The sequence below is a fragment of the Paenibacillus kribbensis genome (assembly GCF_002240415.1).
Lineage (GTDB): Bacteria > Bacillota > Bacilli > Paenibacillales > Paenibacillaceae > Paenibacillus > Paenibacillus kribbensis.
Window position 1 is genome coordinate 1,267,989 of the sequence record NZ_CP020028.1, and the last position, 18,041, is coordinate 1,286,029.

An 18,041-nucleotide genomic window follows, 5' to 3' on the forward strand; every position below is an offset into this window, starting at 1 on the left:
GAATAGTTTAGCACATCATGGGAATGTAAGTTTATTTTGGAGATGGTTTATGTTTTTTTTGATATTTTGCAAATCTCTATTTACAAATACAGATCATTCGTTACATAATGGTAAATGTAGGATACGAAACTGCTTTCGTAATGTATGAATGCATTTATTTTAAGATTATATGGGGGGATTCTGCAATGTTAAAAAAGAGTTTTTCATTACTTCTTGTAACCGCTTTAATTGTTGTATTGGCCGCTTGTGGTAAAGGTAGCGAAGCTGCACAGGACGGGAATAAAAAGGTCACATTAAAGATTATTCATTGGCAGCAGGAGAATATTAATAACTATATAAAGGAATTTAATAAAAGGTTTGAAGAGAAGTACCCGGATGTTCAGGTGGAGTATACGACGGTACCTGCTGACTCAACGTATGATCAACTGATGCAAACACGTATGAATGCTGGTTCATCCGGTGATGCAGACATTATTCCTCTGAAATTCAGCTTCGTAGGCGCACCGCAGGAATGGTCCAAGGGAGCAGCTGATCCAATGTGGAAGCAATGGATTGATGGAGGACTAATAGCCGATCTGTCAGATCAGGCTTTTTTAAAAAACTATAATCCTACAGATGTCAAAAATGCGATGACCTATAAGGACAAGGTATATGGTGTGAATATGGGTAAGGTGGCCCTGACAGGTTTGTTCTACAACAAAGAGATTTTTAAAAAATATAATCTTGCTGTGCCCACAACTTGGGATGAGCTGGTACATGTGATGAAGGTGCTCAAGGATAACGGCGTAGAACCGATTGGTTTTGGCGGTAAGGATGTATGGCCTATTAATCTTGCTGTCCAAGGGCTTCAGGCCTCTATTCATGATGATCAGTTGGAATATATCAAAGGGCTGTGGACAGGAAAGACGAAGCTGACAGACCCCGTCCAGCTTGAGGTGCTGGAAAAAACACAAATATTGATGAACAATGCCATTGGTGGATTTATGGGAATTGACTATGGAACCTTGCCAAGTTTGTTTGCTACAGGGCGTGTAGCTATGATTGCGGATGGCACGTGGGATGCAACTACGATCCAGACAGCCAATCCAGCGATGAAATTTGGTTATTTTCCGATTCCGGGCAGCAATGATCCTGCCAAAAATAAAAACCTTGCAGGCAAGTATGATATGACATGGATGGTAGTGGAAAAGTCGCCCAACAAGGAATATGCGATCAAATGGCTTGAAATGCTTTCCGAGAAGCAGAACTACACGGATTTTGTGAACGCCGCCGGATTTTTGCCAACACAGCCTGACGTGAAGATAACTAGTGAATTTGTTAATGAAATCCAGCCTTCACTGGAAAACTTCAAGCTCTCCTGGGATCAGCTGTTCATCAATCGTAAAAATGTTGGACAGTACATTAAGGATGCCAGCGTACATGCGGAATTTCTGGCACCTGCGGGTCCGCTCAAGACACCATTGGAGCTTGCCCAAAAATCACAGGCAGATTGGGATGCGGCAGCCCCTAAATAAATCAATAGGCTTTGCATGAACACAGATTGGCAACGGCAAAGCTCCCATAATAATGTAAAAAGGTGTGAGGCCCATGTATCCCTTCGGAAAGGGGGCGGCCCGGTTAATGCCGTATCTCTTGCTGAGTATTCCGGTGCTGCTCTATTTGCTTCTTGGCTTTGGTCCCTCCATGGTAACCGTACTGTTTTCCTTTACAGATGCATCAGGTGTTCCGGGACAATCATGGAATTTTGTCGGATTTGAGAATTATACGACCTTCTTTACCTCCTCTGATTCAGGAGATCGTATCGCTTCTATTGGTCGTTCCTTATATTTTGCCGTAGCAGTGGTTGTGATTCAAAATGCAGTAGGGCTGTTCATGGCCATCCTTATTAATAAAAAGCTCAAAGGTGATGTATTTTACCGCGCTGTGTTTTTCCTGCCTGTTGTGCTTGGGGTAACGGTATCCGGTCTGATCTGGCAGCTGATTGCCAACCCGCTTGGCGGTCCTGCGCAAGCCATGATGAACTTTTTTGGAACCAGCTCCAACTTTTTCGGGGATTATGATATTGCCTTTGAACTGATTATTTTCGTGCAAATCTGGATGTACATGGGTTACTCAATGACTATTTTCTTAGCCGGACTGCAATCCATTCCCAATGATTTATATGAAGCAGGGTATATGGACGGCGCTTCCGGGTGGAAAGCGTTCAAAAATATTACCTTTCCGATGATTGCGCCGTCCTTTACCGTCAATATGCTGCTGTCCATTATCGGAGCCTTGCAGACCTTTGACATTATTTATGTGCTGACAGGCGGCAAATTCAACACGACGACACTTGCGTTTGATGTGTATGCAACAGCCTTCGGCTCCGGGACGGCGGATTACGGCCTTGCTTCTGCAGTAGCTATGATCCAGTTCCTGTTCGTATTTACGGTATCCATGATTGCCCTGTATTACTTGCGCAGAAGGGAGGTAGAAATGTAATGAGCAGCTCCAAAGGAACAAAACTATTGAGCTACATTATCGTACTGCTCATGCTTTCCCTATATTTATTTCCGCTTTTCTACCTCTTTAATGTATCGATGAAGACTCAGAGTGAGTATTTGATCGATCCTGTGGCTATAGCCACGGGTCTGCGCTTGGAGAATTTCATGGATGCCTGGGAAAAAGGGAACTTCTCTCAATACATGTGGAACAGCATTTTGTATACAGGAGCATCTACGCTATTAACGTTGGTAATATCCGTGTTTGCGGCTTTTCCACTGGCGCGGGGATACGTCAAGTTCAGCACCTTCTTTTATGTGTTTTTCCTGATATCCATGTATCTCCCGAACCCGCTGATTCCGCAATTTGCCCTCATTAATAGTTTGGGACTTTACAATACGCAGCTTGGTTTTATTTTGCTGAAAACAACGGGGACCGGCATTGCCTTCCTGATGTTTGTAGGATATATCAAGTCTGTCTCCCGAGAGCTGGATGAAGCGGCTGCGATGGACGGGTGCGGGTATTCCCGCTATTTGTTTACGATTCTAGTACCGCTGATGAAGCCGGTGCTGGCGACAGGCATTATTTTGACAGCAATCGGGGCGTGGAACGACATTATAGGTCCTACCATTTATTTGTCTGATCCTGCGTATCAGCCGGTGACCAAGGGGTTGTTCTCCTTCTACGGACAATACATGAACAACTGGCCGCTACTGGCTTGCGGTATTCTGATTGTTACACTACCGCTGGTTATTTTGTATATTTTCCTCCAGCGCTTTATTGTTGGCGGTGCAATGGCCGGAGCTGTGAAGTCTTGATTCCTGAAAGGATGATACCGAATATGAGTGAGAATACCTTTTTATTTCCAGCCACGTTTATGTGGGGAACCTCAACCTCTTCTTATCAAATTGAAGGTGGTGCCGCTGAGGGCGGAAGAACGCCTTCCATTTGGGATACGTTCTGTCAAGTGCCAGGGAAGGTGATAGACGGTGACAGCGGAGATATAGCTTGTGACCATTTTCACCGCTTTAAGGAAGACGTGCAATTAATGAAGCAGCTTGGCTTTTTACATTACCGTTTTTCCGTGGCCTGGCCGCGCATTATTCCCGCACCCGGTGTGGTTAACGAACAGGGTTTGCTCTTCTATGAGCGCCTGCTGGATGAGATTGAGTCGGCCGGGCTCATTCCGATGCTGACGCTGTATCACTGGGATCTTCCGCAGTGGATCGAGGACGAGGGCGGTTGGACGAAGCGCGAGATTGTCCAGCATTTTATGACGTATGCCTCTGTAATCATGGATCGATTTGGAGAGCGTATAAGCTGGTGGAATACGATAAATGAGCCCTATTGTGCCTCCATTTTGGGCTATGGTACAGGAGAGCATGCCCCCGGCCATCAGAACTGGAAGGAAGCCTTTACTGCCGCCCATCATACTCTGCTGTGTCATGGGATAGCCATCAAATTACACAAGGAAAAAGGGCTGACGGGCAAGATAGGTATTACACTGAATATGGAGCATGTGGATGCCGCTTCTGAACGACCCGAGGACGTTGCCGCTGCCGTCCGGCGGGATGGCTTTATTAATCGCTGGTTTGCCGAGCCGTTGTTTAACGGGAAATATCCTGAGGATATGGTGGAATGGTACGGGGCGGATCTGAATGGATTGGATTTTGTAGAGCCAGGTGATATGGAGCTGATTCAGCAGCCGGGGGATTTTTTGGGCATCAACTATTATGCCCGCAGCGTCATTCGTGCGACTACAGACGCTTCGTTGCTGCAGGTGGAGCAGGTTCGCATCGAGGAGCCGGTAACGGATATGGGATGGGAGATTCATCCCGAATCCTTTTATAAGCTGCTGACCCGAATTGAGAAGGATTTTACCAAAGGCATACCCATTTTAATTACGGAAAACGGAGCAGCGATGAAGGATGAGCTGATGAACGGGAAAATTGAGGACACCGAGCGTCAGCACTATATTGAGGAGCATTTAAAGGCATGCCATCGCTTTATCGAAGAGGGAGGCCAGCTCAAGGGTTATTTTGTCTGGTCATTCCTTGATAACTTTGAATGGGCCTGGGGCTACAGCAAACGTTTCGGTATTATACATGTCAATTACGAAACGCAGGAACGAACACCCAAACAAAGTGCGCTGTGGTTCAAGCAAGTGATGGCAAATAACGGGTTGTAGACAGAAAAAGGGGATATAATTTAAGCCGTCATGCTGCAATCACACAACATGACGGCTTTTAAGATTGCGGAATACTTGTGTAAGGCGGGTTATGCTGAAATATCCTGCATATCGAGTATAACAGGGCAGTGGTCGCTACCCGTAATATGGCAATCTATGCTTGCATCTATTAATAGCGGGCGAAGTCTGTCCGAGACGAGGAAGTAGTCGATCCGCCAGCCGATGTTCCGTTCTCTCACCTTCGGCATGTAGGACCACCAGGAATACACATCCGTCCGGTCAGGATAAAAGTGTCTGAAGGTGTCTATAAACCCGGCGCCTAGCAACTGCGACATTCGCTCCCGTTCCTCAGGCGTAAATCCGGCATTGCCATAGTTGGCTTTTGCATTTTTCAAATCAATCTCCTGATGAGCCACGTTGAGATCACCACAAACAATGACAGGCTTCGATGCATCCAGCTGTTGCAGATAGCTGCGGAAACGGTCCTCCCATTCCAGTCTGTAAGGCAGTCGGGACAAATCCCGTTTGGTATTCGGAGTATACACATTAACCAGATAAAACTTCTCGAATTCCAGAGTAATGGTCCTGCCTTCAGGCTCCCCATTTTCTTCAAGTCCATAATGCACAGAAAGCGGCTTGAATCTAGTGAAGATAGCCGTGCCGGAATATCCTTTTTTCTCGGCATAATTCCAGTACTGTGTGTATTCCTCCATGTTCTCCATGAGAATTTGACCCTCTTGAAGCTTGGTTTCCTGTACGCAAAAAATATCGGGATTTGTTTCTTTTAGATAAGTATAAAATCCTTTGGTCACACAGGCTCTTAAGCCATTAACATTCCAAGATATTAATTTCATTGTCGATCTCCTTATTACTCATCGCGGTCAAGCGGTGTGGTTGAATATATCCTCGGTTGGGATAAGCATATATAATGAAATAACGATATGGGGAACAAGATAGATGATAGCAATCTCTGTGTTTTTTTAAAAGGGCAGTTACTAGCAAGCCATGATCTGTACGCAAAAAAAGCTGCTTCCAACAAGCGCTAAACCGACATACGGCATAGTGGAAGCAGCCTTTCTACATTAAAAATGCTAACGAAGCTAATGCTCCGACGTCCCCCCAAGGGGGTTCTCATCCCGTTGGAACGAAAAAAACTTCCTAACAGGAAGTTTTGTCTATACGTCCCAGGAGGGATTCGAACCCCCGACCGACGGCTTAGAAGGCCGTTGCTCTATCCAGCTGAGCTACTGGGACATAAAATTCAAGCGAATATTAATATATCACATGGATGCAAAAGATTCAAGTCTTGTTTCCCATATTATTTGGTTGTTCAGACTTTGTGCAGCATAAATTCAGACTAGGCGTGGTTTTTTTTGCCTTATAAAAGGGTATGTTAGAATACAGGTGAATATGCGGAAGACGAGTGGTTGGACTTAAGCTGCTGTTTCTCATATAATCTACAAATACTTTAGCTTGCGGAGGAGAGGGGGTGCCTTTAATAAAGGACTCCAAGGTGACGACAAAAGAAAACAATATTGTATTGTTTCCAAAGACACTGGACTATTATCAAATTCAACTTACTGTGATGCTTGAAAACGAACGTTACGGAGAGGCGATGGCGATGCTGCGTTTTTTAATGCAGTGTCAGGGACAGGAGCAGAAACAATACGATGAATGGGATGCTCTATTACAATGGCTGGAAGCTGCCTTTCCACAGTATGTTGACAGTGGGGGAGTAACGGACGTTGTGGAAGAAGACGAGGTGGGCGAAGTAGAATTGGCTCGCCGCCATGCACGCTTTAAGCAAGAGCAGGATGCAGGGTATGGCAATAAGCTTCTGCAGATGGCTATGGATGGACCATTATCCGAACAGACGATTTTAGCACTTGAGCAGTTGTCCTATCTGGAGCTGCCGGAAATTGACGATGCCTTGCTTCGCTGGATAAAGGAACGGGAAATCCATCCTCTCCTCCAATTCCGAATTTTGCAGACCATGCGACGACGTGGAATGGAAGGGATAATAGAAATCAGACGGGGAGATGAAAAAGCGGAGATCGATATTGAAGCTGTTCCGCTTCAACCAGGTGATTTTCCTGAACAGATTATGCGTATTTTGGAACGGGTAGCTGATCAGACCGAGGTGCATGAGCCTACGCTGTTCTATTTTGCGCAGGAGCTGTGGTCGCAGTTTGTAATGGCTGTATATGGTACGAATGATTACAGATCGATGCTGGTGGAAGAGGACGGAATACAGGATATTTGGGCGGCAGCTCTTCACCAGACGGTTTCAGAGAGTTTGGGTGGAAACAACAATGAGGAAGAAACACGTGCTATTTACGGCATTACAGATGCGCTGCGCTTCCGTTTTGAGCAGGCGTATCGGTCAATGCGGCTCTTTGTAGCTGCGGGAATGAATACTCTTTGAATGACCGGAAACGTTTACCTGTAAAGCATTGAAAGGGCTGCTCTTGAAAAAGACAGTAATGTTAGATATACTATAATGGTTATTTTGTGTGCGTTGATTGAAATGAAAACTAAGTGAAGATTTTGTTGGAGGGGAAAGCATAAAATGAAAGCAACTTGGGAGAAAATAGAGAAGAACCTTGGGGTTCTTGAAGTTGAGGTTGACGCGGATCGTGTAGCCGCTGCACTCGACAAAGCTTTTAATAAAGTGGTAAAGCAAGTAAGTGTACCAGGATTCCGTAAAGGAAAGGTACCACGCCCTATTTTTGAAAAACGCTATGGTATTGAAAGCTTGTATCAGGATGCAATCGACTTCCTGCTGCCAGAAGCTTATGGTGAAGCTGTAGAGCAAACGGACATTTTCCCGGTTGATAGCCCGGACGTTGAAATTGATCAATTTGCTAAAGGCGAATCTTTCAAATTCAAAGCGAAGGTGACAGTTAAGCCTGAAGTTACTTTGGGCGAGTACAAAGGCGTAGAAGTGCCTGTAAGCAAAATCGAAGTAAGCGACGAAGAGCTGACTCAAGAGCTGGAGCGCCTGCAACAACGTCATGCTGAATTGGTTGTCGTTGATGAAGATGCTGCTCAATCCGGCGATACAGCTATTATCGACTTCGACGGTTCCGTAGACGGCGTACAGTTCGAAGGCGGACAAGCAGAGAAGTATTCTCTGGAGCTGGGCTCCAACACATTCATCCCTGGCTTTGAAGATCAAGTGATTGGTTTGCATACTGGCGATTCCAAGGACGTTGAAGTAACGTTCCCTGAGAACTACCATTCTGCTGACCTGGCTGGTAAACAAGCTGTATTCAAAGTGAAAGTTCATGAGCTGAAACGCAAAGTTCTTCCTGAACTGGACGATGAATTTGCTAAAGATGTAAGTGAATTTGACACATTGGCTGAATTCAAGGAAGACCTGAAAAAGCAATTGCTGGAGCGTAAGGAAAATGAAGCTAAAGCAGCTCGTGAGGGTGCTGTAGTGGAGAAAGTTGCTGAGAATGCAACCATCGACATTCCTGAAGCAATGGTCAAGAGTGAAGTGCAAAACATGGTTCGCGATTTCGACAACCGTCTGCGCAGCCAAGGCATGAACCTTGAAATGTTCCTCGGCTTCTCCGGTCAAAGCAAGGAAGACCTGGAAGAGCAAATGAAAACTGATGCTGAGAAGCGCGTACGTAACAACCTCGTGCTGGAGCAAGTGGCTAAGGCAGAAAACATCGAAGTTTCCGAAGCGGAAATTGATGAAGAGCTGAAAAACATGGCTGATGCTTACAAACGTTCTGTTGAAGAAATCCGCAGTATTCTGGAAAGTAACGGCTCGTTTGCCAACTTGAAAGAAGAGATCTCACTGCGCAAAACAATTGCTTTGCTGGTGGAAAACAGCAAAGAAGTTGAAGCACCAGCTGCAGCTGCTGAGTAATTCAAACGATAAAATATACGGGTATGCTGTTACAGGCTGCAACGTAGTAATTAGATAGGGGTAAGGCACGTAGTGAAAGTTACGTGCCTTATTTTTACCTTAGGAAACCTAAATTTTAGTCGTTTATGGAAAGGGCTGTAAGTGGTGTTTTCGTGTTTTACATAAGTCACTACTGTACATTTGCACATACATACGAAACATGGTTAAATATGAGAAGGTCTCGGCAGAGCGTATTGTAAACAGCCGCACTTTAGATGAGCGGATGCAAATATGACACGAGACTCTGAACATGTTAAAATATTTTGTAAGGTGTTCACGTTTCATGCTCGCCGCTTTCGTTTTAATGGGACTTAAGGAAGCGGATGAATACAGGTGTTCATTTTAATTAAGAAAAGAGGTTGGTCGTGATGAGTCTCGTCCCTATGGTTGTGGAACAAACGAATCGAGGAGAACGATCTTACGATATTTACTCGCGGTTGCTTAAGGATCGCATTATTTTCCTAAGTGGCCCGATTGATGACGATGTCGCCAATCTCGTCATTGCACAGCTATTGTTCCTTGCTGCGGAAGATCCGGAGAAGGATATCAATTTGTATATTAACTCGCCGGGCGGTTCTGTAACTGCGGGCATGGGTATATATGATACAATGCAATTTATTAAGCCGGACGTATCAACGATCTGTGTAGGCATGGCTGCAAGTATGGGTTCTTTGTTGCTCACAGCGGGTGCACCAGGCAAAAGATATGCGCTTACCAACAGTGAGGTTATGATCCATCAGCCGCTCGGCGGCATTCAGGGGCAAGCCTCTGATATGCTGATCCATGCGGACTGGATTATCAAAACACGTGCCAAGCTGAATCAAATCTATGTAGAGCGTACGGGTCAGCCCCTCGAAAAAATCGAACGTGATACTGACCGGGATTTCTTCATGGAAGCAGAAGAGGCAAAAGCATATGGTATCATTGACCAGGTGCTGTCTAAACCGATTAATCTGTAAAGGGGTGGCTCTATGTTTAAATTTAATGATGAAAAAGGACAATTGAAATGTTCTTTCTGCGGCAAATCTCAAGATCAGGTTCGCAAGCTTGTTGCCGGACCAGGTGTATATATATGTGACGAATGCATTGAGCTGTGCACGGAGATTGTGGAAGAGGAATTGGGTCATGAAGAAGAAGTAGATCTGAAAGACATTCCGAAACCGATGCAAATCCGTGAGATTTTGGATCAATATGTCATTGGTCAGGATCAAGCGAAAAAATCGTTGTCTGTAGCGGTATATAACCATTACAAACGTATTAATACACAAAACAAAATTGATGATGTAGAGTTGCAAAAAAGCAACATTCTGATGCTTGGACCTACAGGTTCGGGTAAAACGTTGCTTGCGCAAACCATGGCTAAAATTTTGAACGTACCTTTTGCTATTGCAGATGCCACTTCCCTCACGGAAGCCGGTTATGTAGGTGAAGACGTTGAAAACATTTTGCTGAAATTGATTCAAGCAGCCGATTATGATGTGGAAAAAGCCGAGCGCGGCATCATCTACATTGACGAAATTGATAAAGTAGCCCGTAAATCCGAAAACCCGTCCATTACGCGCGACGTATCGGGAGAAGGTGTACAGCAGGCGCTGCTTAAAATTTTGGAAGGCACGGTTGCTTCTGTACCTCCGCAAGGTGGCCGCAAGCATCCGCATCAAGAGTTCATTCAAATTGACACCACAAATATCCTGTTTATTTGCGGTGGCGCCTTTGACGGTCTGGAGCAAATGATCAAACGCCGTATCGGTAAAAAGGTCATTGGCTTTAATGCCACTAGCGAACAAAAAGATCTGAAGCCAGGCGAATATACTTCCATGGTATTGCCTGAGGATCTGTTGAAATTCGGGCTGATTCCGGAATTCGTAGGACGTTTGCCAGTCATTTCTACGCTGGAGCCGCTTGATGAGAAAACATTGGTTCGTATTTTGTCGGAGCCGAAAAATGCGTTAACCAAGCAATACCAGAAGATGCTGGAACTGGATAATGTGCAGCTGGAGTTTAAGCAAGATGCTCTGGAAGCCATTGCTCGTGAGGCGATCAAGCGTAACACGGGTGCCCGTGGTCTTCGCGCGATCATTGAAGGTATTATGCTCGACGTCATGTATGAAGTTCCTTCCCGTGATGATGTGACGACTTGCGTCATCAACGAGCAGGTAGTAAAAGAAAAAATCGCACCGGAACTCGGTGGTACAGATAAGGATAAAAAACAAGAAGAGAGCGCCTAAGGATTGATACTTCGCGATCTCTAAAACATGAGAAGCCGAATCTCCACTTCACTAAACCGTATGAGGTTTTAAGGGGTGGAGGTTTGGTGTTAATGGGAGAGAAAAGTACATGTTCTTAAGACAAGACACACGTCCCGTTAAAGTCGGGAATCTGACGATTGGCGGCAGCAATGAAGTCATTATCCAAAGTATGTGTACAACCAAAACAGCAGATGTGGAAGCTACGGTAGCCGAGATTCTTCGCTTGGAGGAAGCCGGATGTCAACTGGTGCGGGTTACGGTCAACAATGAGGAAGCAGCCGCTGCCATTAAGGAAATTAAAAAACGGATTCATATTCCGCTCGTCGCGGATATTCATTTTAATTACAAGCTGGCTCTACTGGCGATTGAAAACGGAATTGACAAGGTCCGCATTAATCCAGGCAATATTGGTCGACGCGAAAAAGTGGAGGCTGTCGTTAATGCGTGTAAGGAAAAAGGGATTCCGATTCGGATTGGTGTCAATGCCGGATCATTGGAGCAGCATTTGCTGGATAAGTACGGTTATCCGACGCCAGAAGCGATGGTAGAAAGCGCGCTGTACCATATCAGTATTTTGGAGGAGCTTGATTTCCACGATATTATCGTATCTCTGAAAGCATCTGACGTACCCATGGCGATTGCCGCTTATACGAAGGCCGCTGGAATTATCAAGTATCCGCTCCATCTGGGTATCACCGAAGCAGGTACGCTCTTTACCGGAACGGTCAAAAGTGCGGCGGGGATGGGGGCCTTGCTGGCATCAGGCATCGGCTCCACGATGCGTATTTCACTCAGTGCCGATCCGGTGGAAGAAGTGAAGGTTGCACGGGAACTGCTCAAAACGTTTGGACTGATCACCAACGCTGCGACATTGATTTCCTGTCCAACTTGCGGACGTCTGGATATCGATCTGTTCTCTATTGCCAACGAGGTAGAGGACTATATTGCCAAACTCAAGGTGCCGATTAAAGTATCGGTGCTGGGCTGTGCAGTAAATGGTCCGGGTGAAGCGAAGGAAGCGGATATCGGCATTGCTGGAGCACGCGGGGAAGGGCTTTTGTTCCGTTACGGTAAAATGATCCGCAAAGTGCCCGAGGCTGACATGGTTGATGAATTGAAAAAAGAAATTGATGTCATCGTCAAAGCGTATGAAGAGACAGGCAAAATCCCTGGGCGCGAAGAACGCCATACAGCTGAGAAAGTATAGACCCAATCAGTTTTATACAGGAGTATAATCATACTTTATGGTCATTATATCATCGCCGTGAAGAACAGTTCTGCTACAGAATTGTTCTTCACGGTATTTTTGTATTTTCCCTCTGATCTTTTGAAAGACTGCCGTTTAGCTATCGCGGAAAAGGAAATACTGTCTTTCATAGAGCAGCATTTTTCAAATTGCTGAGATGAGAAACGGAGGAAATACAATGGACTTGACTATGATTTTGTTGTTGGTACAAATGTTTTTCGGGATTGTCATCGGTCTGTATTTCTGGAATCTCCTGCGGAGCCAGAAAACGAACCGTAGTGCGGTGGACCGGGAGTCCCGGAAGGAGCTGGATAAGCTGCGCAAGCTGCGCTCCATCTCACTGACCAAGCCGTTGGCGGAACGTACTCGGCCAGCAACGTTACAGGATATCGTCGGACAGAAGGACGGACTGCGTGCGCTCAAGGCGGCCTTATGTAGTGCGAATCCACAGCATGTCATTATTTATGGCCCGCCGGGAGTAGGGAAGACGGCTGCTGCGCGCGTAGTGCTGGAAGAGGCGAAGAAAAATCTGTCCTCTCCATTCAAGGCTGATGCGAAATTCACGGAGATTGACGCCACGACGGCCCGTTTTGATGAGCGTGGCATTGCAGACCCGTTAATTGGCTCGGTGCATGATCCCATTTATCAAGGGGCTGGAGCTATGGGGGTAGCGGGTATTCCGCAGCCTAAGCCTGGCGCTGTAACGAAGGCGCATGGCGGCATGCTGTTTATTGATGAAATCGGTGAATTGCACCCGACGCAGATGAATAAGCTGTTGAAAGTGCTGGAGGACCGCAAGGTATTTTTGGAAAGTGCGTATTACAACTCGGAAGACACGCATACTCCTGCCTACATCCACGATATTTTTCAAAATGGATTGCCAGCGGATTTTCGTCTGGTAGGTGCGACCACTCGTTCTCCGCATGAGCTGCCACCTGCCATCCGTTCCCGTTGTATGGAAATTTATTTTCGTGCCCTTCAGCCGCAGGAGATTGCTCGCATTGCTGAGGATGCTGTCCACAAGCTGGGCTTTGGGCCTTGTCCCGAGGCGGTAGAAGTCGTACAGCGTTACGCTACGAATGGTCGGGAGGCAGTCAATATGATCCAGCTTGCCGCTGGCTTGGCGCTCACTGAGAAGCGGGAACGTCTCAATGCGTCTGATGTGGAATGGGTTGCAGGAAGCAGTCAAATTCAACCACGTCCTGATCGAAAAGTACCGGGTGTGCCGCAAATCGGGTTTGTTAACGGATTAGCTGTATACGGTCCAAATATGGGGATGCTGCTGGAAATTGAGGTTACGGCGGTTCCGGTTCCTGAAGGAAAAGGAAGCTACAATATTACGGGCGTAGTCGATGAGGAGGAAATTGGGGGTGGCTCCCGTACACTGCGACGCAAGAGCATGGCTAAAGGTTCTGTGGAAAATGTACTGACCGTTTTGCGTACACTCGGATTGTCTCCGTCGAATTACGATCTGCATATCAATTTCCCCGGGGGCACACCAGTAGACGGTCCGTCTGCAGGAATCGCAATGGCAACAGCTATTGCATCCGCCATACGGGGAATTCCGGTGGATCACGAAATTGCGATGACTGGCGAGGTTAGCATCCACGGCCGTGTCAAACCGATTGGCGGCGTATTAGCCAAGGTCGAGGCAGCTTTTCAGGCAGGAGCCAAAAAGGTGATCATTCCGCAGGAAAACTGGCAAGCTCTTTTTGATAGTGTTGAGGGCTTACTGGTCATCCCCGTACAGTCGGTTACCGAAGTATTCCGTCATGTGTTTGGGCAAGAAATGACGTCGGAATCACCTGTGCATGCGCCAATTGAGACTTTTCGCCCATCCCAATCTTCGTTGCTGCAGGCGGATGGAACGCATAATGGAACGATTTCCGATACAGGATCTTGCTAATAAGTGGCTCTTTCATTGGTTTTTTTATTTAACATTTGATAAAATATGAAAGATAACAACGTGAGGATTGTAAAATCCGGAACCTGAGAATCACTGGAGGTGCGAAAGCGATGGGACCCATCAAGACAAAAGGTCGTCGTTTTCCTTTGCTGCCTTTAAGAGGACTTCTGGTCTACCCGAGCATGGTTCTGCATCTCGATGTGGGCCGGGAAAAATCGGTCAAGGCTTTGGAAAAAGCGATGGTTGAAGACAATTTGATTCTCCTGTGTTCTCAATCAGAGGTAAATATTGAAGAACCCACACAAGAGGATATTTTTCGAGTCGGCACGGTAGCCAAGGTGCGCCAGATGCTCAAGCTTCCTAACGGAACGATTCGGGTGCTGGTGGAAGGGCTGGAACGTGCCGAGATTATCCAATATACGGACAATGAAGAATATTACGAGGTACTGGCCAAGGAACTGCATGAGGCAGAAAACGTGCAGCCCGAGACGGATGCGCTGATGCGCACTGTATTGACCCAGTTCGAGCATTATATCAACTTGTCCAAAAAGGTAACGCCCGAGACACTTGCTGCGGTATCCGATATTGAGGAGCCTGGACGGCTGGCAGACGTAATCACAAGCCATCTGACGCTCAAGATTAAGGAAAAGCAGGATATCCTGGAGACGATCGACGTAACTCAGCGTCTGGAGAAGCTTCTGGATATTTTGAACAACGAGCGCGAGGTTCTGGAGCTGGAACGTAAAATCAGCCAGCGAGTGAAAAAGCAAATGGAAAAGACGCAGAAGGAATATTATCTGCGTGAACAAATGAAGGCGATTCAGAAGGAGCTTGGCGAGAAGGAAGGTCGTGCAGGAGAAGTTGAAGAGCTACGCAACCAGTTGAGTGAGCTGGAGCTGCCTGTTCCGGTAAAAGAGAAGGTCGAAAAGGAAATCGACCGTCTGGAAAAAATGCCTGCAAGCTCCGCCGAGGGTGGCGTCATCCGCAATTACGTCGATTGGCTGTTAAGCTTGCCATGGAATACGTTTACCGATGATGACCTGGATATTGCCAAGGCCGAAGAGGTGCTGAATCATGACCACTACGGACTGGATAAACCGAAGGAGCGGGTACTGGAGTACTTGGCTGTGCGCAAGCTGGTGAAGACCATCAAGGGACCGATTCTGTGTCTCGTAGGTCCGCCAGGGGTCGGCAAGACCTCGCTGGCTCGTTCGATTGCCAAATCCATGGGGCGGGAATTTGTTCGCATCTCCCTCGGTGGTGTGCGGGATGAAGCAGAAATCCGTGGCCATCGCCGGACCTATGTTGGTGCGATGCCGGGGCGTATCATTCAGGGGATGAAGACGGCAGGCACGTCCAATCCGGTCTTTTTGCTGGATGAGATTGATAAAATGGCTTCCGATTTTCGGGGAGATCCATCAGCAGCATTGCTGGAAGTGCTTGATCCCGAACAAAACAATACGTTCAGCGACCATTTTGTCGAGCTGCCATTTGATCTATCCAATGTGATGTTTGTGACGACAGCCAATGCTGCACACAATATCCCGCGCCCGCTTATGGACCGTATGGAGACACTTTATATTCCTGGCTATACCGAACTGGAAAAGCTGGAGATTGCCAATCGTTATCTACTGCCCAAGCAGAAGAGAGAGCATGGTTTAGAAGAGGAGCAGTTGGTCATCGGCGAGGATACCTTGCTGCGTGTCATTCGCGAATATACCCGTGAATCCGGCGTGCGGAATCTCGAACAGCAACTGGCCTCCCTATGCCGTAAGGCTGCGAAGTCAGTTGTATCTGGTGGGGAAGGATCGATTCAAGTCACACCGGATAATCTGAAAGATTATTTGGGCATCGCCAAATTCCGTTACGGCGTAGCGGAGCTGGAGGATCAGATCGGTACGGTTACAGGCCTGGCATGGACAGAGGTCGGTGGTGAAACGCTGATGATTGAAGTGACGGTTGTGCCTGGTAGCGGTAAACTGATTCTTACGGGTAAGCTTGGAGATGTGATGAAGGAATCCGCACAGGCGGCATTCAGCTATACTCGTTCCAAAGCGATCGAGCTGGGCATTGAACCGGACTTTTATGAAAAAAATGATATTCACATCCATATTCCTGAGGGAGCGATTCCGAAGGATGGACCTTCTGCTGGAATCACCATTGCTACGGCATTGATTTCGGCATTGACCAACCGGCATGTATCGAAGGATGTGGCTATGACGGGCGAAATTACCCTGCGCGGTCGCGTGCTGCCGATTGGTGGTTTGAAAGAGAAGTCGCTGGCAGCTCACCGGGCAGGCTACAAAAAAATTCTGCTTCCCAAAGATAATGAACGGGATTTGAAGGATATTCCCGACAGTATTCGGCAGGATGTTGAATTCGTTCCCGTTGCCCATATGGATCAGGTGCTGAAGCATGCTTTGGTTGAGCAGGCAAGGGTACATTAGAGAGGAATTAAGGACACAATGAAAGTAACAAAAGCAGAATTTATTATTAGTGCGGTTGGTCCCAATCAGTTTCCTGTAGACGCTTTGCCAGAGATTGCTCTGGCAGGGCGCTCTAATGTCGGGAAGTCTTCATTGATTAACCGCATGATTAGCCGCAAAAATTTGGCGCGCACCAGTTCTACGCCAGGGAAAACCCAACAGCTCAATTATTACCGGATTAATGATGATCTCTATTTTGTCGATTTTCCCGGCTACGGCTACGCTAAAGTATCCAAGACGTCCCGCAAAGCCTGGGGGCAGATGATCGAGTCTTATTTGCTGGAGCGGGAGCAGCTCAAGCTGGTGCTGCAAATGGTTGATTTGCGCCATCCGCCATCCAAGGATGATATCATGATGTATGATTGGCTGCGCCATAACGGGCTTCCGGTATGTGTTGTAGGTACAAAGGCAGATAAAATCCCCAAAACACGACGGGAAAAGCATTATAAAGTCATTAAGCAGGAACTCGGAATACTTCCCGGTGGATTGTTTATCCCCTTTTCATCCGAAGAAGGTATGGGCAAGGAAGAACTGTGGTCTGTCATCTCCGGCTATATAGGCAATGACGACGAAGAACAGACGGAATTGTAAATGCAGGGCGCCCTTGGGGCGTCCTTTTTCGTATATATAGCTGAGCAATCACGTGGATTTTCAACAGAAAAGTGAGCATATCGGGGATAATGCCACCTCAATGAAGATATTTTCCGTTTAATTCTCATGAATGACTGATTTTTGTGAACTGATTTGAAAGAAAAGCGCTGTTGGTCTGATGTATAATAAAATGTAAAGCTCGAACTATAGGTTCAGAAAAGAATTGAGGAGATTGGTATGGTTCAGCGGTTAGCCACAGAGTATGTAAAAACCACTTTGACCTTGTCGGAAACTCAAATGGATGAATTTTTGCAGGCAGTGGATGATCCCCAAGTGCATTACCGAATTAAAGTGCTGGATAACGGGGGACAGGAAATCGTTCTGGAGCATACTGCGGGCGAGGAAGTTCATTTGTTTTTTGAGGCCAAAGAGGGAGAATATGTCTGTGAATTGACTTGCTGCTTAATTCATCCGCAACTAACCTTGTTTATACGTAAACTTTTTGTTCGCTTTAAGGGTAAGGGCATTGTTTACCGGATGTATCAAGGATTCACAATGGTGTATTTTTATAACGAAGGCACTGTTCGCAAAATTATGGAGAAGAATGCCGAAGGCTCCAAGCTGGTATTTGAATATAAAAACACAGTACAGGAGCTACAACAGCTTTTTCAGCATCACAACGTGGAAAATGAAATATCAGCCGTGTATAATCTCATTAATTCGTTGCTGGATCAACGGAATCTGGCTCGTACATTCTCGGAGCTGGAACAGATTGATCAAAAGCTTCGGATGAGCTGCTCCAGGCTGTTTGCGCTGGAAGCTTAAATTGGGCTTGGGCAGGCCGGAATGAATCGTTATGCAGAGCAGTCTCTTCGCTACCGGAAGGGGCTTTTTTATTCCAAAAAAATGATTGCATTTGCTGTACATAGATGTTATTTTTAATCTCGTTGAAAATGAATATAGGAACCAGGA

14 protein-coding genes and 1 tRNA gene are annotated in these 18,041 nt (G+C 46.5%); 13 read left to right on the forward strand and 2 right to left on the reverse strand.

Going from position 1 to position 18,041, the window contains the following annotated elements; genetic code table 11:
• Positions 1 to 185: 185 nt before the first annotated feature.
• The 4 genes from B4V02_RS05830 to B4V02_RS05845 all read left to right on the forward strand — a co-directional run bounded on the left by B4V02_RS05830 (position 186) and on the right by B4V02_RS05845 (position 4,669).
• On the forward strand, positions 186 to 1,514 hold the full coding sequence (locus tag B4V02_RS05830) for an ABC transporter substrate-binding protein (protein ID WP_094154086.1): 1,329 nt from the start codon (positions 186 to 188) through the stop codon (positions 1,512 to 1,514).
• Between the two features lie 73 nt (positions 1,515 to 1,587).
• The gene (locus B4V02_RS05835; RefSeq protein ID WP_014277619.1) at positions 1,588 to 2,481 is read left to right on the forward strand and encodes a carbohydrate ABC transporter permease; all 894 of its coding nucleotides are present in this window, start codon (positions 1,588 to 1,590) and stop codon (positions 2,479 to 2,481) included.
• Positions 2,481 to 3,299 carry a carbohydrate ABC transporter permease gene (locus tag B4V02_RS05840; RefSeq protein ID WP_094154087.1) on the forward strand — a complete coding sequence of 273 codons (819 nt, stop codon included), beginning with the start codon at positions 2,481 to 2,483 and terminating at the stop codon, positions 3,297 to 3,299. Before B4V02_RS05835 ends, B4V02_RS05840 begins: the two co-directional genes overlap by 1 nt.
• Before the next feature lie 23 nt (positions 3,300 to 3,322).
• A complete protein-coding gene (locus B4V02_RS05845) occupies positions 3,323 to 4,669 on the forward strand; it encodes a GH1 family beta-glucosidase (RefSeq protein WP_094154088.1) in 1,347 nt (448 codons plus the stop codon).
• A gap of 89 nt (positions 4,670 to 4,758) precedes the next feature.
• Here B4V02_RS05845 and B4V02_RS05850 read toward each other — a convergent pair whose 3' ends face one another.
• Both B4V02_RS05850 and B4V02_RS05855 read right to left on the reverse strand, forming a co-directional pair.
• Positions 4,759 to 5,523 carry an exodeoxyribonuclease III gene (locus B4V02_RS05850; RefSeq protein WP_094154089.1) on the reverse strand — a complete coding sequence of 255 codons (765 nt, stop codon included), beginning with the start codon at positions 5,521 to 5,523 and terminating at the stop codon, positions 4,759 to 4,761.
• Between the two features lie 326 nt (positions 5,524 to 5,849).
• Positions 5,850 to 5,923, reverse strand: a tRNA-Arg gene (locus B4V02_RS05855).
• A 235-nt stretch (positions 5,924 to 6,158) separates the two neighbouring features.
• Between B4V02_RS05855 and B4V02_RS05860 the strand changes: the two genes are divergently transcribed.
• The 9 genes from B4V02_RS05860 to B4V02_RS05900 all read left to right on the forward strand — a co-directional run bounded on the left by B4V02_RS05860 (position 6,159) and on the right by B4V02_RS05900 (position 17,894).
• The gene (locus tag B4V02_RS05860) at positions 6,159 to 7,094 is read left to right on the forward strand and encodes a hypothetical protein (RefSeq protein ID WP_094154090.1); all 936 of its coding nucleotides are present in this window, start codon (positions 6,159 to 6,161) and stop codon (positions 7,092 to 7,094) included.
• A 144-nt stretch (positions 7,095 to 7,238) separates the two neighbouring features.
• Positions 7,239 to 8,552, forward strand: a complete 1,314-nt coding sequence (gene tig / locus B4V02_RS05865; RefSeq protein ID WP_094154091.1) for a trigger factor — start codon at positions 7,239 to 7,241, stop codon at positions 8,550 to 8,552.
• Positions 8,553 to 8,959: 407 nt separating this feature from the next.
• Complete coding sequence (gene clpP / locus B4V02_RS05870) at positions 8,960 to 9,550, forward strand: ATP-dependent Clp endopeptidase proteolytic subunit ClpP (RefSeq protein WP_007431724.1); 591 nt, start codon at positions 8,960 to 8,962, stop codon at positions 9,548 to 9,550.
• Positions 9,551 to 9,562: 12 nt separating this feature from the next.
• Positions 9,563 to 10,819: an ATP-dependent protease ATP-binding subunit ClpX gene (clpX, locus tag B4V02_RS05875; RefSeq protein ID WP_094154092.1), complete on the forward strand. Its 1,257-nt coding sequence runs from the start codon at positions 9,563 to 9,565 to the stop codon at positions 10,817 to 10,819.
• Between the two features lie 109 nt (positions 10,820 to 10,928).
• Complete coding sequence (ispG, locus tag B4V02_RS05880) at positions 10,929 to 12,047, forward strand: flavodoxin-dependent (E)-4-hydroxy-3-methylbut-2-enyl-diphosphate synthase (RefSeq protein WP_094154093.1); 1,119 nt, start codon at positions 10,929 to 10,931, stop codon at positions 12,045 to 12,047.
• Between the two features lie 217 nt (positions 12,048 to 12,264).
• Complete coding sequence (gene lonB, locus B4V02_RS05885) at positions 12,265 to 13,992, forward strand: ATP-dependent protease LonB (protein WP_094154094.1); 1,728 nt, start codon at positions 12,265 to 12,267, stop codon at positions 13,990 to 13,992.
• A 110-nt stretch (positions 13,993 to 14,102) separates the two neighbouring features.
• Positions 14,103 to 16,439, forward strand: coding sequence for an endopeptidase La (gene lon, locus B4V02_RS05890; RefSeq protein ID WP_094154095.1), 2,337 nt, complete (start codon positions 14,103 to 14,105; stop codon positions 16,437 to 16,439).
• Between the two features lie 18 nt (positions 16,440 to 16,457).
• Positions 16,458 to 17,069, forward strand: coding sequence for a ribosome biogenesis GTP-binding protein YihA/YsxC (gene yihA, locus B4V02_RS05895; protein WP_094154096.1), 612 nt, complete (start codon positions 16,458 to 16,460; stop codon positions 17,067 to 17,069).
• A 237-nt stretch (positions 17,070 to 17,306) separates the two neighbouring features.
• Positions 17,307 to 17,894, forward strand: coding sequence for a non-ribosomal peptide synthetase module (locus B4V02_RS05900; RefSeq protein WP_094154097.1), 588 nt, complete (start codon positions 17,307 to 17,309; stop codon positions 17,892 to 17,894).
• Positions 17,895 to 18,041: the final 147 nt, after the last annotated feature.